The organism is Cohnella hongkongensis, from assembly GCF_042654645.1.
Classification (GTDB): Bacteria; Bacillota; Bacilli; order Paenibacillales; family Paenibacillaceae; genus Cohnella; species Cohnella hongkongensis.
Genome location: NZ_JBHSEP010000004.1, coordinates 126,906 through 145,421 on the forward strand (window position 1 = coordinate 126,906; position 18,516 = coordinate 145,421).

Sequence of the window (18,516 nt, forward strand, 5' to 3'; positions counted from 1 at the left end):
GTGCAAAGGAGGATTCATTTGAACGCAAAAATTGCGCGTGTCAACAAGGAAATTGAAAAAATCAAAGGCAAAATCCATGGGTTTCAAACGAAGCTGCGAGAACTGGAACGGCAGAAAACCGAGCTTGAAAATCTGGAAATTGTAGATGCGGTGCGCGGTGTGGATATTCCGCTTTCCGACCTTGCCGCGCTATTGAAAGCCGTCAAAACAGGCGGTGCAACTTCGGGCCAACTTGGCCCGAAGTCCACCGCACCGATCGACATCCCAAAGGAGGAATCCGAAGCATGAGAACATTTCGCAGGATCGCGGCGCTGTACGCCGTTTTTTTGTTGGCCTTTTTCTTTAGCGCCGTTGCCTATGCGGGCGGCGGTGAGGAAATCCCGCAGGAGATAATGCACTCCCCGGCCCCGGAGGCTGGCCCCAATCCTTTTACTCCTGCTGGAACGGGCACTGTCGTAGACAACGCCACTGACGAGGATGGAAAAGAGTTTTACACCGTGATGACCCCTGATGAAAACGTGTTTTACTTGGTTATCGACAAGCAGCGCGGACAGAACAATGTGTATTTTCTGAACGCCGTAACGGAGAAAGACCTGCTGGCTCTTGCGGAGAAATCCGGGGACTCTCCTGACTGGGAAAGCACCCTATCCGAGCCGGAGCCGGAGAGTACGCCCGAAGTGACGCCGGAGCCAACGCCCGAACCGGAGCCGGGGCAAAAAAGCAATATGGGCACGTTTCTGCTTGTGCTGGCCGTTGTGGTGATTGGCGGCGGGGTCGGATATTACGTTAAGATTTACCGCCCGAAGCAGGAACAGGCCGCTTTAGCTGACGAGGACTATGACGAGTACGAGGCCGATCTCGACGACGATCAGGAGGACGATACCCCGCCGTGGGATACGGATAACGAGCATCCTGACAACAGAGAGGACAAGGACGTATGAACTTTACAGACAGTCCCTTTGAAAAAATGATGAAAGAAAAACCGCGTCCTTCTCGCCGGAGACCATCGCAAAAACGGCTAAAAAGTTCTGATTGCGGGGAATGTAAGTTTTGCAACGATTCTACCTGTGCAAGTGCCTATTCGCCGAGATTAGATACTGTCTCGGAGGGAAGGCAGACGTATTGTTCGCCAACTTGTGCCGACATCGCCTGGCGTAAACGTCAACGGAAATATATGAGAAAAAAGCAGGATGATCGTTAGCTTTTATGGGATTAAAACAATTTTATGACGCAGTTTTAAAATATTAAACTGGAGTAGGCCGTACTTTTATTTTTATGTGCCCTGACTCGGAGGAAACAAACATAAGGGGCATCAGGCCAATTTGGCCCGATGTCCCTTTATACTTGATTAACACTGTTTTTTGAACAAGCGCATAAATTCATCAGCAAATTTTTTTACATAGTCTTTGTCTAATGCTGTTGCAAGTGTTTCCTCATTATGATTTGCAGTTGGTGTCCAATTATAAGAGCCATGCATTACATAATCCAAGTCAATGATACAGAACTTATCGTGCATTCGGTTATAGTTGTTCCACCCATATCTCGAAATAACAGTTAACTCAAAATTAGCTTTTAAATCGGGAAGCAATTTGCTATTCGTTTCTTCATCAGAGATTGCGATACGGATGTTAAGTCCCTCTTCTTTTTTCTTTAGCAACTCATCGTATATGGTTTTATTGGTAAACCATGCAACGGCTGCCCATATTAGAAATCTTGCATCTCGAATTCCTTGAATAATTGTTTCTTCAATTTCTGAGAAAACAACATCATGTTCCCTGTCTTCCTGAGTTTCTGAATAAAGCATTTGAGGCTTAATAAGAGTGGAACCTAAAGCATAATCATCAGATTCTTCATATACATATCCTACTAAATCAGCTATATGATGTTTTAGTTTGTTTGCCTCATTTATCAAGGGGATAGGTACTCTTATCTCTACATCTTCATAATGCTGTCCTGGACGTATAGCAAAAGCATATTTAGCAATTGAATTTACTTTTGAACGCCTGATAATTGGTAGTATTTTATCTCTATGTTCTTTAAATTTCTCATCAAATTTTAGTGTCTCGATCATTGTATTCACAAAAACCTGATAATCCATAAATACCCCCACATCGCACCAATATTTTCTATAACTAATTTCTCAGATTATATCATCGCGGCAATACGATATCAATTTAAGGAAGGAAGTTTTTGTATGAATGAAAAGGACAACTTTCTGAAGAACGCAAAGCTTTCCACCGAACAGAAATCTAATATTGCTACTCTACCCGCGTTACTGGCTCAACTAGAGGAAGGCCCGAGTAAAGGAGCCGCCAGCAAAGCGCCGAAGTCGAGAACGGGAGGAACGGTGAACAGCCGCCCCAAACGAAGGCGCGGTGTTCCGCTGTATGTTTGGGTCAATGAAGACGAATACGCGACGATTAGGGAACGAATGGAGCAGGCCGGTACACAGAATTTAAGCGGATATATCCGCAAAATGGCGATCAACGGCTATGTGCTGAATGTTGATCTAACCCCCGTCCGGGAGCTTGTTTCCCTGCAACGCAGATGTGCCAACAATCTGAATCAGGTTGCCATTCATGCTAATACCTATGGCGTGTACCAATCGGATATAGTGACCTTGCAAAAGGATTATGCCCGGTTGTGGGATCGTGTTTCTGATGTCCTTCAACAGCTTGCAACAGTGGTTGAATCCTAATCGTAATAAATCAGGGTGTGGCATAATTATTCGCCTCACCCTGACTTTCATTAAATAGTAATTGATAACCCTTTTAATAATCTCGATAACTCGGAAACTGACTTTTTATCTAGAATTTTACTATCGGTATTTTTGCTATAGTCAATATTGTTTATGTTTTTCATATGTTTATATTTACCTATTTCTTCGGCTTTTAATGTAGTCGTAAATATCACCTGTTTCCCTAATTGGGAAAATAATTCGATAACAGTGTTTTCCCGTTCAGTCGATAGATCTTCGGCTCGGAATGAGTCTACGATTATAGGATAGGGGTGCTTGAGTATTGTAGCAAGGGCATAAACCTTTACTAAATGAAACTCAGTTGCTTCACTACCTGAAAATACTTGATCACGTTTAGTGAACAGACCGTCAAATATAAGGTTACCTGCTGGATCGATAACCCTATAGGTTCGATTCATTTCGGAAAGAATGGATGATAACAACGCTTTCTGATTTTCAACCTGTTCTGATGTGTTGCTATCATTTGCTTTTAATGCATCAGATAATTTTTTTATTTCATTATCGATTTCAGATAAGCGAGCTTCAACACCAGTTGCATCTAAAATTGATTGCTTATGAATAACAATTGATTCAAGCGAGATATCATCATCCGCTAAAATTTGTTGTAGTTGTTCTTGTTCTTTATTTATGTCAAGAGTGATACGCTCAATTTCTTCATCATAAGCTGAAATTTTCTCGTTTATAGATTCAATAATTTGCCGCCTTATTTCCGGTGTTGATACATCAAATGTATATGATGCATTTGAGTCAGTAGCAAATCCGATATGGGTAGAGCCACAATCTAAGCACCTTAGTTCACCACTGCTCATAGTTCTGTTTAATGAATTTAGTTCTTTTAGTGTAATTTCGTACTTTACTTTGCGATTTACAGTTGCATTTCTTGAGTTTCGTAAAACGGAAATCCTATCTTTTATTTTCTCTACATTTTTTATCTTATTTTCCAAGACAGTCCTATCACTATATTGGCTTAAATATGTAGAAGAAATACTTCCAGATTTTAATATCTTGTGTTGTGTTTGCAATGATTTCTTTTCTGTTTTTAGTTCACTTATTCGTTTCTTTGCAATTGATATTTCTTCTGTAGATAGTCCTGTTGCCCCAAAACCAGAAAAGGCATATATCATATTAACAAAATCTTCCTTTGTGTAAAATCCTTTATTAGCTATATTGGATGTATCCTTTTTATCTTGGCCAACAAAAAATAACTGAACAAACAGTTCCGGATCTACAATACGATTCACATCGTTTTTTATTATTTGCGGTAATGGAATGATATTTTTTGTCCAGTAGCGTTTCATCTCGGAAACATTATCAAAAAACATTAAGTTATTTTCATGAAAAATTACAAAAGTATCTCCTTTTCGACAAATAATAAAATCAATCTCATTATGTATAAACTCCACATAATAAAAATACGACTTGTAATCAAATGAGGAAGGAAAAACAGGTACATTGCCTAAACAATACATCATTGATTGAATAATAATAGTTTTCCCTTTGTTATTATCATCGCTTGAAATAATGTTGACACTGTCTTCTAACAAATTTTCAACATACGCCTCTTTCTCATTACCGACAGCAATGCGCCTAATAATCATGTTTTTATTCCCTCCTTTACTGTAGAAATAAAGTACTTTAATGATAAGACATCAAAATCAGGGCAAGAAGTTGCTATTGTCACGTCCAAAATTCGGTATATTTCCTCTACCCCATAAGTCGGATTTGCAATAATAGAATGATATATGTTGCTAAAGAGCCTCCAGAAATTATCTGCACAATTTTTATTAAACAATGCTCGAGATAATGCAAGCTTACAGTCATCCAATGCTTCTTGCCGCTTTTCTTCTGGGAAATGATTATATATGGGTATAAAGGGTAGCGGACAACCTTTGTCAAATGGATTGCGATTTATGATGCGACCAAGCACAAATAATTTAATTTCACCATTTGTCAGATGTCTATAGTAATTTAAAGCCTGATCAGTTGTTTTTATTGTAATACCTTCCACAACATTTATATTTTTTTTACTTGCTTGTGTATCTCTTATCTCATTAAAAATTCCAGTTAGTATATGCTCTTCAGGCATGATACCTGGGTGAATTTTGATAATTGATTTTACGTATTCGCTGGGAGTTCTGTTATCTATCACAAACATCACTTTGCTTAAAAAATCATCTATTTTATCGTCCGTTGCTGATGATGTATCAATGTATGTTTTTTCCTTACATTCATCTTTTAATCCTTCTTTTAAATTAGTAAGTGCTTTTGTCTTTATGTTACTTATATCAAATACATCTTTTGTCGAATCAATTCGTAAGCTAGGGGATACTCCACCTAAAAACAAAATGTACTTATGAAAGGTAAAGTTACTGCAATAATTTTTGAAAAGTGTTACTAATTCTCTGCCAACTGCAGCTGGCGATGAATTAGAAGCACCTTTTGATTGTAAATCCCAAAGTTTGTGTGAGAAGCGATCCATCCCCGTCAAGTCATTAAAAAAATCCACAACAAAATAGTGAATTTCATCGCTATCATCACAAAAATTCATTAAATATAGCAGTGCTTTTGTTTCTGTATCAGATGCTTTTTTTCTAAGCTTCTCCGATGATTGTACTGTATATGTCACGAAAATCACCCCTTTTGACCTATAAATAGGTGAATGCTGGAAATGCTATATGAACAATATATACTATAAAGACTGTTTCATAAAGACTGTTTTATTAATAAGCACACTATATTCTTTTTTACTACATCGGGCCAACTTGGCCCGATGTCACAGGACAAGATCGGTGCGGCCGCGACAACATTGATGACCTCTTCGGTAGATCGTAAAATAGAAGTATGACCAAATGATGGAAGGAGAATCGTGATGAAGGTCATTAAACTCTTATTCAAGATTATCGCCGCGCCGCTTGTGGTTCTACTGACGATTACAATACCCATTTTTATATTTCTGTTTTCTTATGCCGCCGCCATATTACAGGTTGTTTCCGGGATCGGCGTTCTGATCAGTATCGTTCTGCTGATAAGCGGGGAAACGCATGGCTTCGGCGTGTTCCTGTTCCTGTCGTTTCTGATTTCTCCGCTTGGCATTCCTGCTATTGCAGAATGGTTGATTGACAAGTTGCAAAGCCTGAAAAGCTCGCTTCGTTTTTTTATCGCAAGCTAAAACCGGAAATGGCAGGACTGCCGGATCACTTCGGGCCAACTTGGCTCGAAGTTTTTTTCTGGAAAGGAGGAACGCACATGGCAACCATTCGCTTGATGACCCGTCATATCGGGAGTGGAAAGACCATCATGGCAACCTTAAAGGACAGCTTCGATTACGGGAAAAATCCGAATAAGACCCGGAACGGCGATTTGATTCTCGCCTATGAATGTGACCCTGCCACAGCCGACGCAGAATTTTTGCTTTCCAAAGCAAAATATAAGGCGATTACGGGCAGGGAACAGAAAAAGGATGTACTGTATTATCAGATTCGGCAGTCGTTCCCGCCCGGTGAAATTGACGCGGAAACAGCACTCAAAATCGGCTATGATCTTGCCATGCGCTGGACGAAAGGCCAGCACGCTTTTTTCGTGGTTTCTCATGTTGATCGCCCCCACCCGCATTGTCATATTTACTACAATTCAACCTCTCTGGATTGCACACGGAAATTCCGGGATTTTATCGGCTCGGCTCGTGCGGTTCGGCGGCTCTCTGACCGGATTTGTCTTGAACATGGACTATCTGTCATTACCAATCCGAAGCTCCACAGCAAAGGAACATTCAAGCATTATGGCGAGTGGCTTGGCGGCAATAAACCGCAGTCATTTCGAGAAAAATTAAAGGCGCAGATTGATCGTTGCCTTGTGGAGAAGCCGCCGGATATGGACGCTTTTTTACAGGCCATGGCGACGGCTGGCTATGAGGTCAAGCATGGGCGCGGCGGTACAATAAGCTTCCGTGCAGAGGGACAGGAACGCTTTACCCGGCTTCGGGCTTCCACGCTTGGCAAGGGCTACGGTCAGGAGGACATACGGGCAGTTATTGAGGGCCGGGCCGCTCCACGGGAACGGCGCAAGGTCAATCTGATTGTGGATATTGAATCCCGCATGAGAGCTGGAAAAGGCCCTGCCTATGAACGGTGGGCGAAAATATTCAATCTCAAGCAGATGGCGGCGGCGTTACAGTATTTGCAGGAAAACGGACTGATGGAATATGAGCAACTCTCGCAGAAAACCGCAGAGCTTACAGACCGCTTCCATACTCTTTCTGACCGCATAAAAACGACCGAAGCTGCTATGCGAATCAATGCGGAACTAAAGACGGCAATGGTTGCTTACGCCAGAACCCGGCCAGTGTTTGAGGGATACAAGGCCGCAACATACAGCCGAAAATATCTTGCGGAGCATGGGGCCGACCTTGCCGCCTATCGGGCGGCGCAGGATAGTTTTCGGCGCTTATTGTCCGGGGCTAAGCTCCCGAAAATGAACACGCTCAAAGCGGAGAGCCGGGAGCTTGCTGCAAAGAAAAAAGCCGCCTATGGCGAGTACCGGGCGGCAAGAAAGGACATGCAAGAGATTGTGACGGTAAAGGCCAATATTGACCATCTGCTCGGCCTGACGGACGCGCAGAAAAATAAGGAAATGGAGCGATAGCGACATGACGCAACATGAGGTGCGAAGCGCCGACTTCGGGCCAACTTGGCCCGAAGTTGCAGGGTTTGGGGAAGGCACTCCCCAACAAGCAATTTTTGAGATTTTCCCTTGCGGGAAAAACTCAAAAATGTGCAAGTGTCAATACACTTGCCCTGCTTGCCAGTTTGTGAAAATCTGAAATCTGATACGTTTTATGAAACGGTACTAGTTTTTAACCCATCTGAAGTCAGGCGCATACCGGCGCGCCCACGCTCAAGAAGCGACACGCTCCATTCCTTTTCCGAATCGTTATTATGCGACTGATGCCGGATTGGGAATAGTTCAACACTATTGACGCCTGGCACTTTAAAAGCAAGCAGATCAAATTTATCTAATTGTAACGTACGATAATGGAAATTTGAAAATGACAAGATGTAGTTGCTACCCCCTTTCTTTCTTAGAGTTGTTCCTGCATTGTAGATAGTCTAAAAATCGTTTAACTGCAAGCGATGCAGATTTTTTATCTCTCATTGCAAGGCCAATCTTACGGTACGCTGGTATGTCCAGTTCCTTGATTACAATTCGGTACGGAATACGCTGCAAAATAAGCTCCGGCAAAATACTAATTCCCAATCCACTTTCGACCATTGACATGATGGCATAATCATCCCATGTCGTAAAATGCACTCTTGGTTCAATATTACATCTTTCAAATATTTCTGATATTTCAGCTTTAGCGCCTTTTTCTAAAAGCATGAACGGATAGTCACATAGCGCCTTTACAGGATAGCATTCACAGTCGGCCATAGGATGATCTTCCGGCAAAACAACAAGTAGCTTATCCTGCTCCAAAAATATCGTTTCAAACTCCGGGTGTGTGGGAAGCCGGAGGAAGCCGCAATCCACACGCCCCTCGAAAATCCAGCTTTCAATTTCGGTATAATCGCCCAACAGAAGCTCGTAATCAATATTAGGGTAGTCCTTTTGAAACTCTTTGATAATATTCGGAAGCCAATGAGTCGCTACGCTTGAAAATGTACCAATCCGAATTAGCCCCGATTGCAAGCCGTTCAGTTCGTCCACCTGCGCCTGCAATTTTTGATATTCGTTACATACATTTTGAGCAAACGGCAATAGCTTCAATCCGTCGGAAGTCAGGCGCACACCGGCGCGCCCACGCTCAAGAAGCGACACGCTCCATTCCTTTTCCAAATCGTTAATCATACGGCTGATACCGGATTGGGAATAGTTCAATACTGCTGCGGCCTTCGTAAAGCTGCCATATTCAACAGTTTTGACAAAAGCCATATATTTTTGAATGTTCATATCCATACATTTCTCACCCACTTTGCATCTGAATTTATCATGATTATCATGATAAATATTCGTTTTTGTAATTAATAAAGTCATGATACGCTATAAATACAGCCATTTCAAGTGAAAGGAAAGTGACTATGTTCTTTGTAAGTGATATTTATACAACAGCGCCGTCTAAGTTCAAGACGGAGCTCCAGGAAAAAACATATAGAGTATTGCAAGACCTGCATATCCCGTTTGAGCGAGTCGATACCGACGAGGCAATTACAATGAACGATTGCGTTCAGATTAATAAGGCGCTAGATATGAAAATGGTCAAGACGCTGTTTCTGTGCAACAGGAAGCAGACAGAGTTTTTCCTGTTTGTTACCACAGCAGACAAGTCGTTTAGCGCAAAGGAGTTCAGTAATGCATTGGGTATTTCCCGCGTTTCTTTTGCTCCTGCTGACTTGATGGAGAAGATGCTGGGAACAACGATAGGTGCAGCGACTGTTTTCAGCGCCTTATTGGATAAGGACAATAGGGTACAGATTATTTTCGATAAGGACGTTCTTGCGGAAGAATGGTATGGGTGTAGTGATGGCACGACTACCGGGTATATGAAAATCAAAACATCACAAGTGTTCCATGACTTCCTTAAATTTGCGAAACACTCCCCTAAGACTATTCATGTTTAGCAAAAGAAAGGTGAATAATTTGAGTCTGTATCAAAACAGAATTGTTGTCAAAGTAGGGACTTCTACCTTGACAAATGATATAGGGAAAAGCGATCTACGTTCCTTTGACCGCATTGCCTGTGTATTATCCGATATTCAGAACATGGGCCATGAAGTCATTTTAGTTTCATCTGGCGCGATTGCTGTGGGCACAAATAAGCTGCAGATGAAAACACGCCCAACGAGTATGCGTTTGAAGCAAGCTGCTGCTGCGGTAGGACAATGCAGCATTATGTACTTATACGACAAATTTTTCAATGATTACGACAAGACGATCGCACAGATTTTATTGAACGCCGAGGATATAGAAATTGAGGAAAAGAAGGAGAATTTAACGAACACCTTTGACGCCTTGCTGGACATGGGCATTATACCGATTGTGAATGAAAACGACTCGGTTAGCTATACCGAAATCGAATCGGAAGATAGACTATTTGGCGATAACGATATGCTCTCTGCGGTTGTCGCAGTATTGTGCAGGGCGCAAAAACTCATCATTTTGTCCGACATTGACGGCTTTTATGACAACGATCCTCGCCTCCATCCCAGCGCAAAACGAATAGAGCGTATCGACGCAATAGACGAGAATGTACAATCATTAGCCGGAGGCGCAGGATCTCGGCGTGGTACAGGTGGTATGAAAACCAAACTGCAAGCGGCAAAGCTGGCAACCGCGCAGGGGATCGATACTATCATTACAAACGGCAAAAACCCGTCCGCTCTATATGAAATTATCAAAGGAGACAGCGTTGGTACGCTTTTTGTCGGTAAACGATAATATACGGAGCCGAAAAGCAAACTCCCAGATGTCTAGTAACAGGCATTGGTTGGTAATTTAAATGCACGGGGCCTTCCAATGGCAGTTATACGATTGGAGGGTTCCTTGTGTTTCTAAAGCTATTTTCTTTCTTTTCACTTGAGGGACCGTCACCTTATGGTGGCGGTCAGATGTAGCAAAAGTTTTCATAATACATGATTCCAAAAAAATGCAGGGATTTATGGGCGACAAGTGCGCCCATTTTTTATTCGACACCTTTCAGGGATTTTCCCTAAAAGGTGTCTTTTTTCATTCTTTTTTGATTATTGTTAGATTCCATCAGTCCGTTTTTTCGGACAAGCCTCATAACCTCTACGGGCCAACTAGGCCCGATGTGCGGCATCCTCCCCGCTGTCGTTCTCCACCGCCTCCGTTTCGATTTTTCTTCTCCAAAAAAATCGAAACGGAGGAACACCATATGTCAATGATTAATCTGCGGGATTACTACCCGTTTTGCAATACTGATATTTTTCTTGACATCCCCGATGAAGTCGCAACAGTCCTTCTGGAAGCTGAACGGCAGGAAGAAGCGTATCGGCGGCGTATGTACCGCCACAAGGCACAGTATTCTCTTGACCGGAACGATGGAATCGAGCACGATATTTGCTTCGAATCTCCGTCCCCTTTCGAGGTCTACGAACGCAAAATGACAGCCCAACAGTTGCATGCCGCTATCACTGCTTTGCCGGACAAGCAAGGCAAACGAATTTACGCGCATTACGTACTTGGCATTAGCAAATCCGAGATCGCGCGGGCCGAGGGAGTTTCGGAAAAAAACATCCGCAAGTCCATCAGCCAAGGACTTCGGAACTTGGAAATTTTTTTGAGAAACTTTTCTGAATGAGGGTCGGTTTTGCCCTGAAAATGTCACGGTTATTGGAAGGAGATTTTTCTTCCGCTAGTGTTCTTTGATAACTGCATACCGATGATCCGGATACGTTTCATGTGTGGAGAAGCCAAGCCGCAAGGGTGCGCCATAACTTTTCAGCGATTTATCGCTTGAAAACGAGCGAGGAACACCATCTATGGCAAGCAGACTGTGGCAGTCTGCCGGGCGACGATTCCACACGTGAGATAATGATACTTACGGTTTGAACGCTTCACAGCATTGACCGTCGCGCCATCAGTATGGGGCGGGGTGAAATTCCCATGAGGGCGGTTGCCGTCGCCTGTCCGGGTTATCTATTTATCTGAACTACAGGAGGACGTGCCGGACTTTTCTGTCTAACGACAGCCCAATATTTCCCGGCACGATACCTCTCCTATTTTAACGTGAGGAGAATCGAAATGGGGAAAGATACGATTTTCGCAGGAATGCTTCCTGAACAATGGAGCAATAATGCTTGCCGCGGATATGTCATCTGGGCGATGGAAAACTGCGGTTTCGGCTCTGATGATATTCAGCGCGTGGTGATGGAATTGCATGAAGTTTTTGATTTCAAATCCACACAGGAAGCAGACGAGCATTACCGGAACAGTCCCTATTGACTTCGGGCCAATTTGTCCCGAAGTATGCGGACAGATAAACAGCCATCCCTTTTGTTAATAACGGGGTGGCTGCTTCTGTTTCCTCACAGGACAAACGGGAAAACGCATATATTGAATCATGCACATCAAGGAGGGCATGATGAATGATTACTTCCGCATTGATTGATCATTTTATGAGCGTAAATATGGAAACCGTAGATACGGAAAAACTGGCTGATATCAGCACGCTTGAATTTGATAATTCTCTCCCGATAGAAAAGCGTCCTGCTTATGTATTAGAAAAACTGAAAAACCCGTTGTGTTTCCGTTGTGGTGAAGTGGGTATCAAGCTTGAATTTGACGATACGGCGCCGCCGATTCAAGAAGTACTCACGAACTTTATAATACGCAAGAAAAGCGGCTTGTAATGCGGCTTTGTGCCCTCGACAACATGGTTCGCGTTACGCCCGAATGGTATAATAGAGGTGTAATGTGATAGGAAGGAGGACACATGGCCAGAGTAGCCAACAGGCAGAATATTGTAAAATCAGCTTCAAAAAAGCGGGTATGGTATGTAGGCTTTTATATCCGTCTTTCACGCGAAGACAAGCGCGGAAAGGAGGAATCCGAAAGTATTACCAACCAAAGATTGATTTTGACAGACTTCCTTGAACAGCAAGATGATGATGACGAGTATGTCTTTGTTGGTGAATATGTCGATGACGGTGTAAGCGGTACGACAGATGAGGAACGTGAAGATTTTCAACGGCTGTTAACCGATATACGAAAGGGAAAAATCAACTGTGTGATCGTAAAGAACCTTGCGCGGAGCTTCCGCAACAATGGTGATCAAAGCTACTATCTTGGTGACTGGTTTCCGCGAAACAATGTACGGTTTATTTCTCTTTACCAACAGCCCGTTGATACGTACAAGGACCCGCAGAACGCGCAAAACATCGCGGTTCCGGTTCAGGGCGTTCTGAATGAGGAACATGCAAGGGGAACTTCGGAGAGCGTCAGAAGAACCTTTGACAAGAAGCGTGAAAAAGGACAGCATATTGGCTCGTTTGCCGCCTATGGCTATCAGAAAGACCCGGAGGATAAAAACGCTCTTATCCTCGATGAGGAAGCCGCAGAAAATGTCAAAAGCATTTTCGCCTGGTTCTTAGAGGGTATGAGCAAAAATGCGATTGTTCGCAAGTTGAACGAAAGCGGCACTTTATGCCCGTCGGCGTATAAGAAAAGCAAGGGCATGAAATACAAGAATCCCAATGGCGAGAGCGGCAACCCTTTATGGTGTGCCATGACAGTCACCAACATTTTGAAAAATCGCATTTATGTGGGCGATATGGTGCAAGGGCGTTACCGCATTAAGAGTTATAAAATCCATGTGCAGGAAACGGTTCCCGAAGAGGAATGGTTCATTGTCGAAAACACGCATGAGCCGATCATCCGTCGTGAAGATTTTGCCAAAGTGCAGGAGCTTTTGAAAAAAGATACGCGCACCGCACCAAAGCAAAAAACGTTGTATTTGTTCAGCGGCTTCCTACGCTGTGCAGATTGCGGCAAGGCCATGACACGAAGCACCGTTAGAGGGAATGTGTACTACTATTGCCGCACGTACAAAGACCAATCCAAGGCGGCTTGTACGAAGCATACGATGAAGCACAACCATTTAGAACAAGCGGTATTGTATGCCATCAAGCAACAGGTATACATTGCGGTTTCTCTTTCCGAAATGGTTTCACGGATTAACAAGGCTCCGCTCCAGAAAAGCCAGTCTATCCGTCTGAATGAACGAATTGCTTCCAAAGAAAAAGAACTGTCCAAGATTTCACGTTATAAGCAAAGTATTTATCAGGACTGGAAAGACGGCGAAATTTCTCATAAGGATTATCGCCAGATGAAAGAGGACTACGAGCGGCAAATCGAAGCCATTAACGAAGTGATAAGCAATCTGCAAGAAGAAAAGGCAGAGCTTGAAAATGGAGTCGATGTAGAAAACCCGTTTTTAGCAACTTTTCGGAAGTATGAAAACATCAACAAACTGACAAGGGATATTTTGATCGAGCTTGTTGACACCATCAAGGTATACGAAAATGGCAATATAAGCGTGAAGCTGAAATTTGCCAATGAGTACCGCAGAGTTTCGGAATACATCGAGATCAATATCTCTGAAGACGCGGTTTAGAGAACCGCATTTTTAACGGTAGTTTGTTTTCCTAATATAAATGTTCCGGTCGGTCCTATGCCGCCGGGCAAACCGACCAAGCCGGTTGCGCCCGTCGCGCCGGCAGGCCCCGCCGCACCTTGCGCCCCGACGGCGCCTGCCACCCCGGTCGGTCCAGTCGGTCCCATGCCGCCGGGCAATCCGACCAAGCCGGTTGCGCCGGTTGTTCCTGTAGGTCCGGTCGCGCCAGCTGCGCCCGTCGCCCCGGTAGAACCCCGGGCTCCGACTGGCCCGGTCCAACCCTGCTCTCCCATCGGACCTGTGGGACCCATGGGTCCCTCGTCGCCTCTGTAGCCCCGATACCCTCTCGGTCCCCTGGGCCCCCTGCGTTTCGCAAGCCTGATCACCTGACGTCTAAGCTCTCTGAGTTCTCTAAGCCCCCGCCTTATTTCAAGCCGGTTCAACGTTCTTTGCCTTCGCCTTTGGCTCTGGCTGTGGTCTCGCTTTTGGTTTTGGTCTTGCCTTTGGCTGTGGTCTCGCCTTTGGCTTTGGTTGTGGTTTCGGCTTCGGTTTCGGTTTTGGTTTTGGATACGGCCCGGCCGCCTCCGCGCCGTTCGCCCGGTTGCTGAATTCCGCCTTCTTCCGCGCAAGCAACGGATGCAGCAGCAAACGCGCCTTTTTTTCCCGCCTGCTCGCAAGCATATGCGGGAAACCCTTTTGGCAGGGAGAGGAACGGTTTTTCGCATTTACAGGTCCCCTTATTTTGATGAAGTTATGAATCGCCGTGCCTAAAAACGGAGTGATCGAGAGCTGCAGGCAAATGCAAAGAAATCGCGATAGTCCTGAAACGATCGCGTTTCCGAGTTGGCGGTTCGTCTGAGCACAGAATCAGAAAGATGCCTCCTTTACATTTCATAGTTAGCAGTATATGCAAAAGGTGGGACGGAGGAAGGGAGCCTGCCCATACCGCGGACTAGGCAGTCAATGAATTTTGAGACTAAAGCGCCCATGTTTGACGTTCGTCATCCGGCGGCTGCAGAAAAAACCGCGAGGCCATGAAGCTCGACCGCGCGGCTGCCGAATGTCGGGACGATTCTTCGAAGCGACGCCGGATGCTTCTGGGCGAAGCGGGACCGGCCATCCGGCAGGTGGGGCTGACCGGCAGCGATGCGAATTCAAGTCGCCTGGGCGAAGGAGCTAATCTCCGGCCCGTTCCTCGGCGCGGCGGTCGGAGGAGATCGCAAAGCGGGCCAGACGCACGGCGTGCGGCCGCTTCACGGAGACTGCCCACTGCCGGCCCTCAGTTAATCAGGTAATGGCCGTGGCCCGCGCCCGTGTCGATGCCGAGCTTGCCGGCTCCAACCCAGACGGCATCGGGAGGGATGCCGAAGCGAGAGGTGGACGTGTGGCCGAACACGACGATTCGGCCCGGCAGCGCGGGCCCCTGGAAAAAAGGCTCGCGAATTTCCGTCAAGTCCTCCGGCGTTTGCTCCCGCAGCGGAACTCCGGGACGCAGGCCGGCATGAACGAACAGGAAGCGGCCGTGCTCCGCCCAAAGCGGCATATTGGCGATCCACCGGCGATAGCGTTCCGTCTCCCATCCGTCCGGAACCGTGCCGTGAAGCCACTTGCGCTCGTTGTTTCCTTGCAGAGCCACGGCTCCGTCCCCGCATAGACGATGCGCCAGCTCCAGCGTGCCGGCCGAGTCCGGCCCTTTGTTGACGTAGTCGCCGAGCAGATACAGCCGGTCCGCGCGAGGATCGTATCCGGCGCGGGCCAGCAGCCGCTCGAGCAGAAGGCCGTAGCCGTGAACGTCGGACACGGCGAACAGTCTACCCATTCCCCGCATGAGCCGGGCCGGCGTACAGCATGACGCTTTGCGAAGGCAGACGAATCGTCAGCGGCTCGCCCGGCTCCACCCTCCTGTCGTGAAACAGATGCAGCGGCTGTCCGTCGGCCGTCTCGGCGATCAGTCGCCATCTCGTTCCCTCGTAGATCGCTTGGACGGTTTTCGTTACGAGCAGGTTCTCGCCGTCTCCCGGGCTCCCCGCGCGGACCGAGATCGTTTCCGGATGCAGCATCATAACGCCGTTTCCCGGAGAGAAGTCGGGCGTCATCCGCACGCCCCGGATCGGAGAACCGGCCACGAGCGCCGTCGTCGAGCGTTGCCCGTCCCCGAATGCGATGTTCAGCCGGTTATGATAGCCCATCAGCTGCGCAACCCAAGGCGTAGCCGGACGCTCGAACAGCTCCGTCGGACTTCCCATCTGATCGATGCCGCCCTCCCGCAGCACGAGAATCCGGTCGGCGATCGTGAACGCCTCCATCCGATCGTGCGTCACGTACAAGGTGGCGATGGACAGATCGCCAAGAAGGCCGGCAAGCTCGCCGCGCATATCGGTCCGCAGCTTGACGTCGAGGTTCGACAGCGGCTCGTCCATTAACAGCAGCCGCGGCTCCGTGGCCAACGCCCGGGCGATGCCGATTCGCTGCTGCTGGCCGCCCGACAGCTGAGCCGGCAGCCTCTCGAGCAGCCCGTCCAGCTTCAGCAGCGACTGCAGCCGGCTCAGCCGGGTTTCCATCTCGCCTCTGGCGACCTTCCGGCGTTTCATGCCGTATTCGATATTTTGGCGCACGGACATATGCGGCCAGAGCGCGTAATCCTGGAATACCATGTTGATCGGGCGATGCTCGGGCGGCACGTAGCCTCCCTTTCCTCGCTCGACGGAGATGCCGTTAATTTCGATTTCTCCCCCGTCGATGCGGGTCAGTCCGGCCACGAGCTGGAGCAGCGTCGACTTGCCGCAGCCTGAAGGGCCGAGGATGCAGATGCGTTCGCCTTCCCCAACCTCGAACGAGATCGGCTTCAACACCTGCTGGTCCCCGTAGAATTTGGTAACGTCTTTTAGCTTTAGTATCGCAGTCACAACATCTTCCCCTTAATAACGGTTTCGGTCCAGGCGGCGGAACAGCCAGCCTCCGGCTGCCTGCAGCGTCACAATCAGCATCACGACGACGGCGCAGCTGAAGACGGTAGCGGCGGTCGCGTAGCCGTACTGGGAGAACTCGAAGGCCCGGTCAATGACTAGAGGCATCAGCGAGTAATTGGCCGGCTTCAGCATCGAAGCGAGCGCCAGATCGAAGATGCTGGTGCCGAACGCGGCGAGCGTCGCCATCAGCAGAGACTGGCGCACGAGCGGCAGCACGATGTGGCGCACCCGGTCGAAGATGCCAGCCCCCTGGATGGCCGCAGCCTTGAGCATCGTTCCGGACAACGTGCCGAAAGCGCCCATCTGCACCCGAACGGCGTACGGAATCGCCCCGGCGATTCCGGCAATGACGAGCAGCGCCGGCGTACCGTACAGATGGAGGCCGATCGGCTCCAGCCATTTCTGATTCCAGATGAAGATGTAACCGATCCCCAGCACGACGCCCGGAACGGCCAGCGAGACGACCGAGAACAGCTGCAGCGCCGATCTGAATCGGGATTCCGTAAAGCTCAGCACGTAAGCTGTCGCGAAGCCGATGATCATGCTGAACGCAGCCGCGACCGCGGCGATCGAGAGCGAATGGGACATGCCTTCGAGATAGGCGAGCAGCCGGTGATCGCCGGCCGCTCCGGCCAGCAGGCTGCGATAATGCTCCAGCGTCCAGTTGCCTGCCGACAGCCCCTCCCCGGTCCGCTTAAGCAGCGAGACGACCGCGCTCGTCCCGAGCGGAACGCCGAGGCAGAGGAGCAGGAAGGCGCCGATCGCCATATTGAACGCCCATGCGCGGCGGGGCTTCTCCTTCGCCGTCCGGACCGCTTTGGCGTTCAGGAAATCGAAGCGGGAGCGCCGCAGCGCGAACACCAGCAGCGCCATGGCGAGCGCGAGCAGCACGACGAGGTAGAAGGCCAGCACGCCGGCCATGTCGAAGCGGACCGGAGATTGGTAGATCGCCGAGTAGATCGAGTAGGTCAGCGTCGGGAATTTATAGACGGTCGCCAGAGCGGCCGGCAGCCCGAAGTCGCCGATCGTATCCATGAACACCAGCGTCCAGCCCGCCAGGAAGGAGGGCAGAGCCAGCGGCAGCTCGACGGTTCTCCAGACGGTCCAGGGCTTGGCGCCGTTCAGCCGCGCCGCCTGACCGTACTGCCGGACGTTCCACTCCGTCGCCGCCGCGATGGCGAGGTACGCCAGCGGGAACTTGCTGAGCGCCATGACGAAGACGAGACCGGCAGGCTGGAAAATAAACGACGTCACCCACGTCCAGCCGAGCCACTGATGGACAAGGCCGTCCGCGCTGGCGAACAGCACCCAGCCCTGGGCGATCATGAACGAGGGGGCGATCAGCAGCAGCCAAGCCGCCGTATCGAGAAGCCGTCCGGCGGCGATATTCCAGCGAGCCCGTATCGTGGCCAGCGCCCCTCCGATCACCGTCCCGAGCGTGGCGGCGCCGAGCGCCAGCAGCACCGAGTTCCACAGCGACTGCCGCCAGAGGGGGCGGTGGAAGATCTCCCCGACGAGAGCGAACCCTCCGAATTCGAATCGGCCGAAGAACAGTCCCGGGAAGACAACATTGATCAGAACGGCCAGCAGCGGCAAAAAAATGAAAAGAAACAGGAGGAGGGTTACCCCGCCTCCCCAACGCGATTCCGAGGCATTCATGT

General features: G+C 48.1%; 18 protein-coding genes and 1 pseudogene. 11 read left to right on the plus strand and 8 right to left on the minus strand.

Going from position 1 to position 18,516, the window contains the following annotated elements:
- The first annotated feature begins 18 nt into the window (after positions 1–18).
- Together ACFO3S_RS07920 and ACFO3S_RS07925 are read left to right on the plus strand one after the other, a co-directional pair.
- Entirely contained in the window at positions 19–288 is a 270-nt protein-coding gene (locus ACFO3S_RS07920) for a DUF4315 family protein (protein ID WP_378094143.1), read from the plus strand.
- Positions 285–941, plus strand: a complete 657-nt coding sequence (locus ACFO3S_RS07925; RefSeq protein ID WP_378094145.1) for a DUF4366 domain-containing protein — start codon at positions 285–287, stop codon at positions 939–941. Before ACFO3S_RS07920 ends, ACFO3S_RS07925 begins: the two co-directional genes overlap by 4 nt.
- Before the next feature lie 407 nt (positions 942–1,348).
- On the opposite strand, the gene ACFO3S_RS07930 is transcribed toward ACFO3S_RS07925, so the two are convergent.
- Positions 1,349–2,098 carry a phospholipase D-like domain-containing protein gene (locus tag ACFO3S_RS07930; RefSeq protein ID WP_378094147.1) on the minus strand — a complete coding sequence of 250 codons (750 nt, stop codon included), beginning with the start codon at positions 2,096–2,098 and terminating at the stop codon, positions 1,349–1,351.
- A gap of 96 nt (positions 2,099–2,194) precedes the next feature.
- On the opposite strand from ACFO3S_RS07930, the gene ACFO3S_RS07935 reads away from it, so the two are divergent.
- Positions 2,195–2,698: a plasmid mobilization protein gene (locus ACFO3S_RS07935; protein ID WP_465251399.1), complete on the plus strand. Its 504-nt coding sequence runs from the start codon at positions 2,195–2,197 to the stop codon at positions 2,696–2,698.
- A gap of 50 nt (positions 2,699–2,748) precedes the next feature.
- Here the strand turns inward: ACFO3S_RS07935 and ACFO3S_RS07940 are convergent, their stop codons facing one another.
- On the minus strand, positions 2,749–4,356 hold the full coding sequence (locus ACFO3S_RS07940; protein ID WP_378094149.1) for a hypothetical protein: 1,608 nt from the start codon (positions 4,354–4,356) through the stop codon (positions 2,749–2,751).
- On the minus strand, positions 4,353–5,384 hold the full coding sequence (locus ACFO3S_RS07945) for a hypothetical protein (protein WP_378094151.1): 1,032 nt from the start codon (positions 5,382–5,384) through the stop codon (positions 4,353–4,355). Before ACFO3S_RS07945 ends, ACFO3S_RS07940 begins: the two co-directional genes overlap by 4 nt.
- A 243-nt stretch (positions 5,385–5,627) precedes the next feature.
- Here ACFO3S_RS07945 and ACFO3S_RS07950 point away from each other — a divergent pair, with 243 nt between their 5' ends.
- Together ACFO3S_RS07950 and ACFO3S_RS07955 are read left to right on the plus strand one after the other, a co-directional pair.
- Entirely contained in the window at positions 5,628–5,927 is a 300-nt protein-coding gene (locus ACFO3S_RS07950; RefSeq protein ID WP_378094153.1) for a CD1845 family protein, read from the plus strand.
- A 77-nt stretch (positions 5,928–6,004) separates the two neighbouring features.
- On the plus strand, positions 6,005–7,399 hold the full coding sequence (locus tag ACFO3S_RS07955; RefSeq protein WP_378094155.1) for a relaxase/mobilization nuclease domain-containing protein: 1,395 nt from the start codon (positions 6,005–6,007) through the stop codon (positions 7,397–7,399).
- Positions 7,400–7,608: 209 nt separating this feature from the next.
- Here ACFO3S_RS07955 and ACFO3S_RS07960 read toward each other — a convergent pair.
- Positions 7,609–7,769, minus strand: a pseudogene (locus ACFO3S_RS07960) (helix-turn-helix domain-containing protein); the annotation flags it as partial.
- A gap of 50 nt (positions 7,770–7,819) precedes the next feature.
- Positions 7,820–8,704: a LysR family transcriptional regulator gene (locus ACFO3S_RS07965; RefSeq protein ID WP_378094527.1), complete on the minus strand. Its 885-nt coding sequence runs from the start codon at positions 8,702–8,704 to the stop codon at positions 7,820–7,822.
- A 128-nt stretch (positions 8,705–8,832) separates the two neighbouring features.
- On the opposite strand from ACFO3S_RS07965, the gene ACFO3S_RS07970 reads away from it, so the two are divergent.
- From ACFO3S_RS07970 to ACFO3S_RS07995, 6 genes are all read left to right on the plus strand, one after another.
- Positions 8,833–9,372, plus strand: coding sequence for a prolyl-tRNA synthetase associated domain-containing protein (locus ACFO3S_RS07970; protein WP_378094157.1), 540 nt, complete (start codon positions 8,833–8,835; stop codon positions 9,370–9,372).
- A 10-nt stretch (positions 9,373–9,382) separates the two neighbouring features.
- Entirely contained in the window at positions 9,383–10,189 is an 807-nt protein-coding gene (gene proB / locus ACFO3S_RS07975) for a glutamate 5-kinase (protein WP_378094529.1), read from the plus strand.
- 457 nt (positions 10,190–10,646) lie between these two features.
- Complete coding sequence (locus tag ACFO3S_RS07980; RefSeq protein ID WP_378094159.1) at positions 10,647–11,072, plus strand: RNA polymerase sigma factor; 426 nt, start codon at positions 10,647–10,649, stop codon at positions 11,070–11,072.
- Between the two features lie 443 nt (positions 11,073–11,515).
- Positions 11,516–11,716 carry a hypothetical protein gene (locus tag ACFO3S_RS07985; protein WP_378094161.1) on the plus strand — a complete coding sequence of 67 codons (201 nt, stop codon included), beginning with the start codon at positions 11,516–11,518 and terminating at the stop codon, positions 11,714–11,716.
- Between the two features lie 143 nt (positions 11,717–11,859).
- Positions 11,860–12,123 (plus strand): DUF6870 family protein, encoded by a 264-nt coding sequence (locus ACFO3S_RS07990; RefSeq protein ID WP_378094163.1) that lies wholly within the window; start codon positions 11,860–11,862, stop codon positions 12,121–12,123.
- Positions 12,124–12,206: 83 nt separating this feature from the next.
- Positions 12,207–13,886 (plus strand): recombinase family protein, encoded by a 1,680-nt coding sequence (locus ACFO3S_RS07995; RefSeq protein WP_378094165.1) that lies wholly within the window; start codon positions 12,207–12,209, stop codon positions 13,884–13,886.
- Positions 13,887–15,165: 1,279 nt separating this feature from the next.
- On the opposite strand, the gene ACFO3S_RS08000 is transcribed toward ACFO3S_RS07995, so the two are convergent.
- From ACFO3S_RS08000 to ACFO3S_RS08010, 3 genes are read right to left on the minus strand one after another with little or no spacing between them, the layout of a single operon-like run.
- Positions 15,166–15,705, minus strand: coding sequence for a metallophosphoesterase (locus ACFO3S_RS08000; RefSeq protein ID WP_378094166.1), 540 nt, complete (start codon positions 15,703–15,705; stop codon positions 15,166–15,168).
- Positions 15,698–16,792 carry an ABC transporter ATP-binding protein gene (locus tag ACFO3S_RS08005; protein WP_378094168.1) on the minus strand — a complete coding sequence of 365 codons (1,095 nt, stop codon included), beginning with the start codon at positions 16,790–16,792 and terminating at the stop codon, positions 15,698–15,700. The genes ACFO3S_RS08000 and ACFO3S_RS08005 overlap by 8 nt, the downstream gene beginning before the upstream one ends.
- 12 nt (positions 16,793–16,804) lie before the next feature.
- Positions 16,805–18,514, minus strand: coding sequence for an ABC transporter permease (locus ACFO3S_RS08010; protein ID WP_378094170.1), 1,710 nt, complete (start codon positions 18,512–18,514; stop codon positions 16,805–16,807).
- Positions 18,515–18,516: the final 2 nt, after the last annotated feature.

Bases quoted from the DNA above. Each gene is read 5' to 3' on its own strand.
- ACFO3S_RS07925 (WP_378094145.1), top strand. From the start codon at position 285: ATGAGAACATTTCGCAGGATCGCGGCGCTGTACGCCGTTTTTTTGTTG.
- ACFO3S_RS07930 (WP_378094147.1), bottom strand. From the start codon at position 2,098: ATGGATTATCAGGTTTTTGTGAATACAATGATCGAGACACTAAAATTT.
- ACFO3S_RS07935 (WP_465251399.1), top strand. From the start codon at position 2,195: ATGAATGAAAAGGACAACTTTCTGAAGAACGCAAAGCTTTCCACCGAA.
- ACFO3S_RS07940 (WP_378094149.1), bottom strand. From the start codon at position 4,356: ATGATTATTAGGCGCATTGCTGTCGGTAATGAGAAAGAGGCGTATGTT.
- ACFO3S_RS07950 (WP_378094153.1), top strand. From the start codon at position 5,628: ATGAAGGTCATTAAACTCTTATTCAAGATTATCGCCGCGCCGCTTGTG.
- ACFO3S_RS07955 (WP_378094155.1), top strand. From the start codon at position 6,005: ATGGCAACCATTCGCTTGATGACCCGTCATATCGGGAGTGGAAAGACC.
- ACFO3S_RS07965 (WP_378094527.1), bottom strand. From the start codon at position 8,704: ATGAACATTCAAAAATATATGGCTTTTGTCAAAACTGTTGAATATGGC.
- ACFO3S_RS07970 (WP_378094157.1), top strand. From the start codon at position 8,833: ATGTTCTTTGTAAGTGATATTTATACAACAGCGCCGTCTAAGTTCAAG.
- ACFO3S_RS07980 (WP_378094159.1), top strand. From the start codon at position 10,647: ATGTCAATGATTAATCTGCGGGATTACTACCCGTTTTGCAATACTGAT.
- ACFO3S_RS07985 (WP_378094161.1), top strand. From the start codon at position 11,516: ATGGGGAAAGATACGATTTTCGCAGGAATGCTTCCTGAACAATGGAGC.
- ACFO3S_RS07990 (WP_378094163.1), top strand. From the start codon at position 11,860: ATGATTACTTCCGCATTGATTGATCATTTTATGAGCGTAAATATGGAA.
- ACFO3S_RS07995 (WP_378094165.1), top strand. From the start codon at position 12,207: ATGGCCAGAGTAGCCAACAGGCAGAATATTGTAAAATCAGCTTCAAAA.
- ACFO3S_RS08000 (WP_378094166.1), bottom strand. From the start codon at position 15,705: ATGGGTAGACTGTTCGCCGTGTCCGACGTTCACGGCTACGGCCTTCTG.
- ACFO3S_RS08010 (WP_378094170.1), bottom strand. From the start codon at position 18,514: ATGAATGCCTCGGAATCGCGTTGGGGAGGCGGGGTAACCCTCCTCCTG.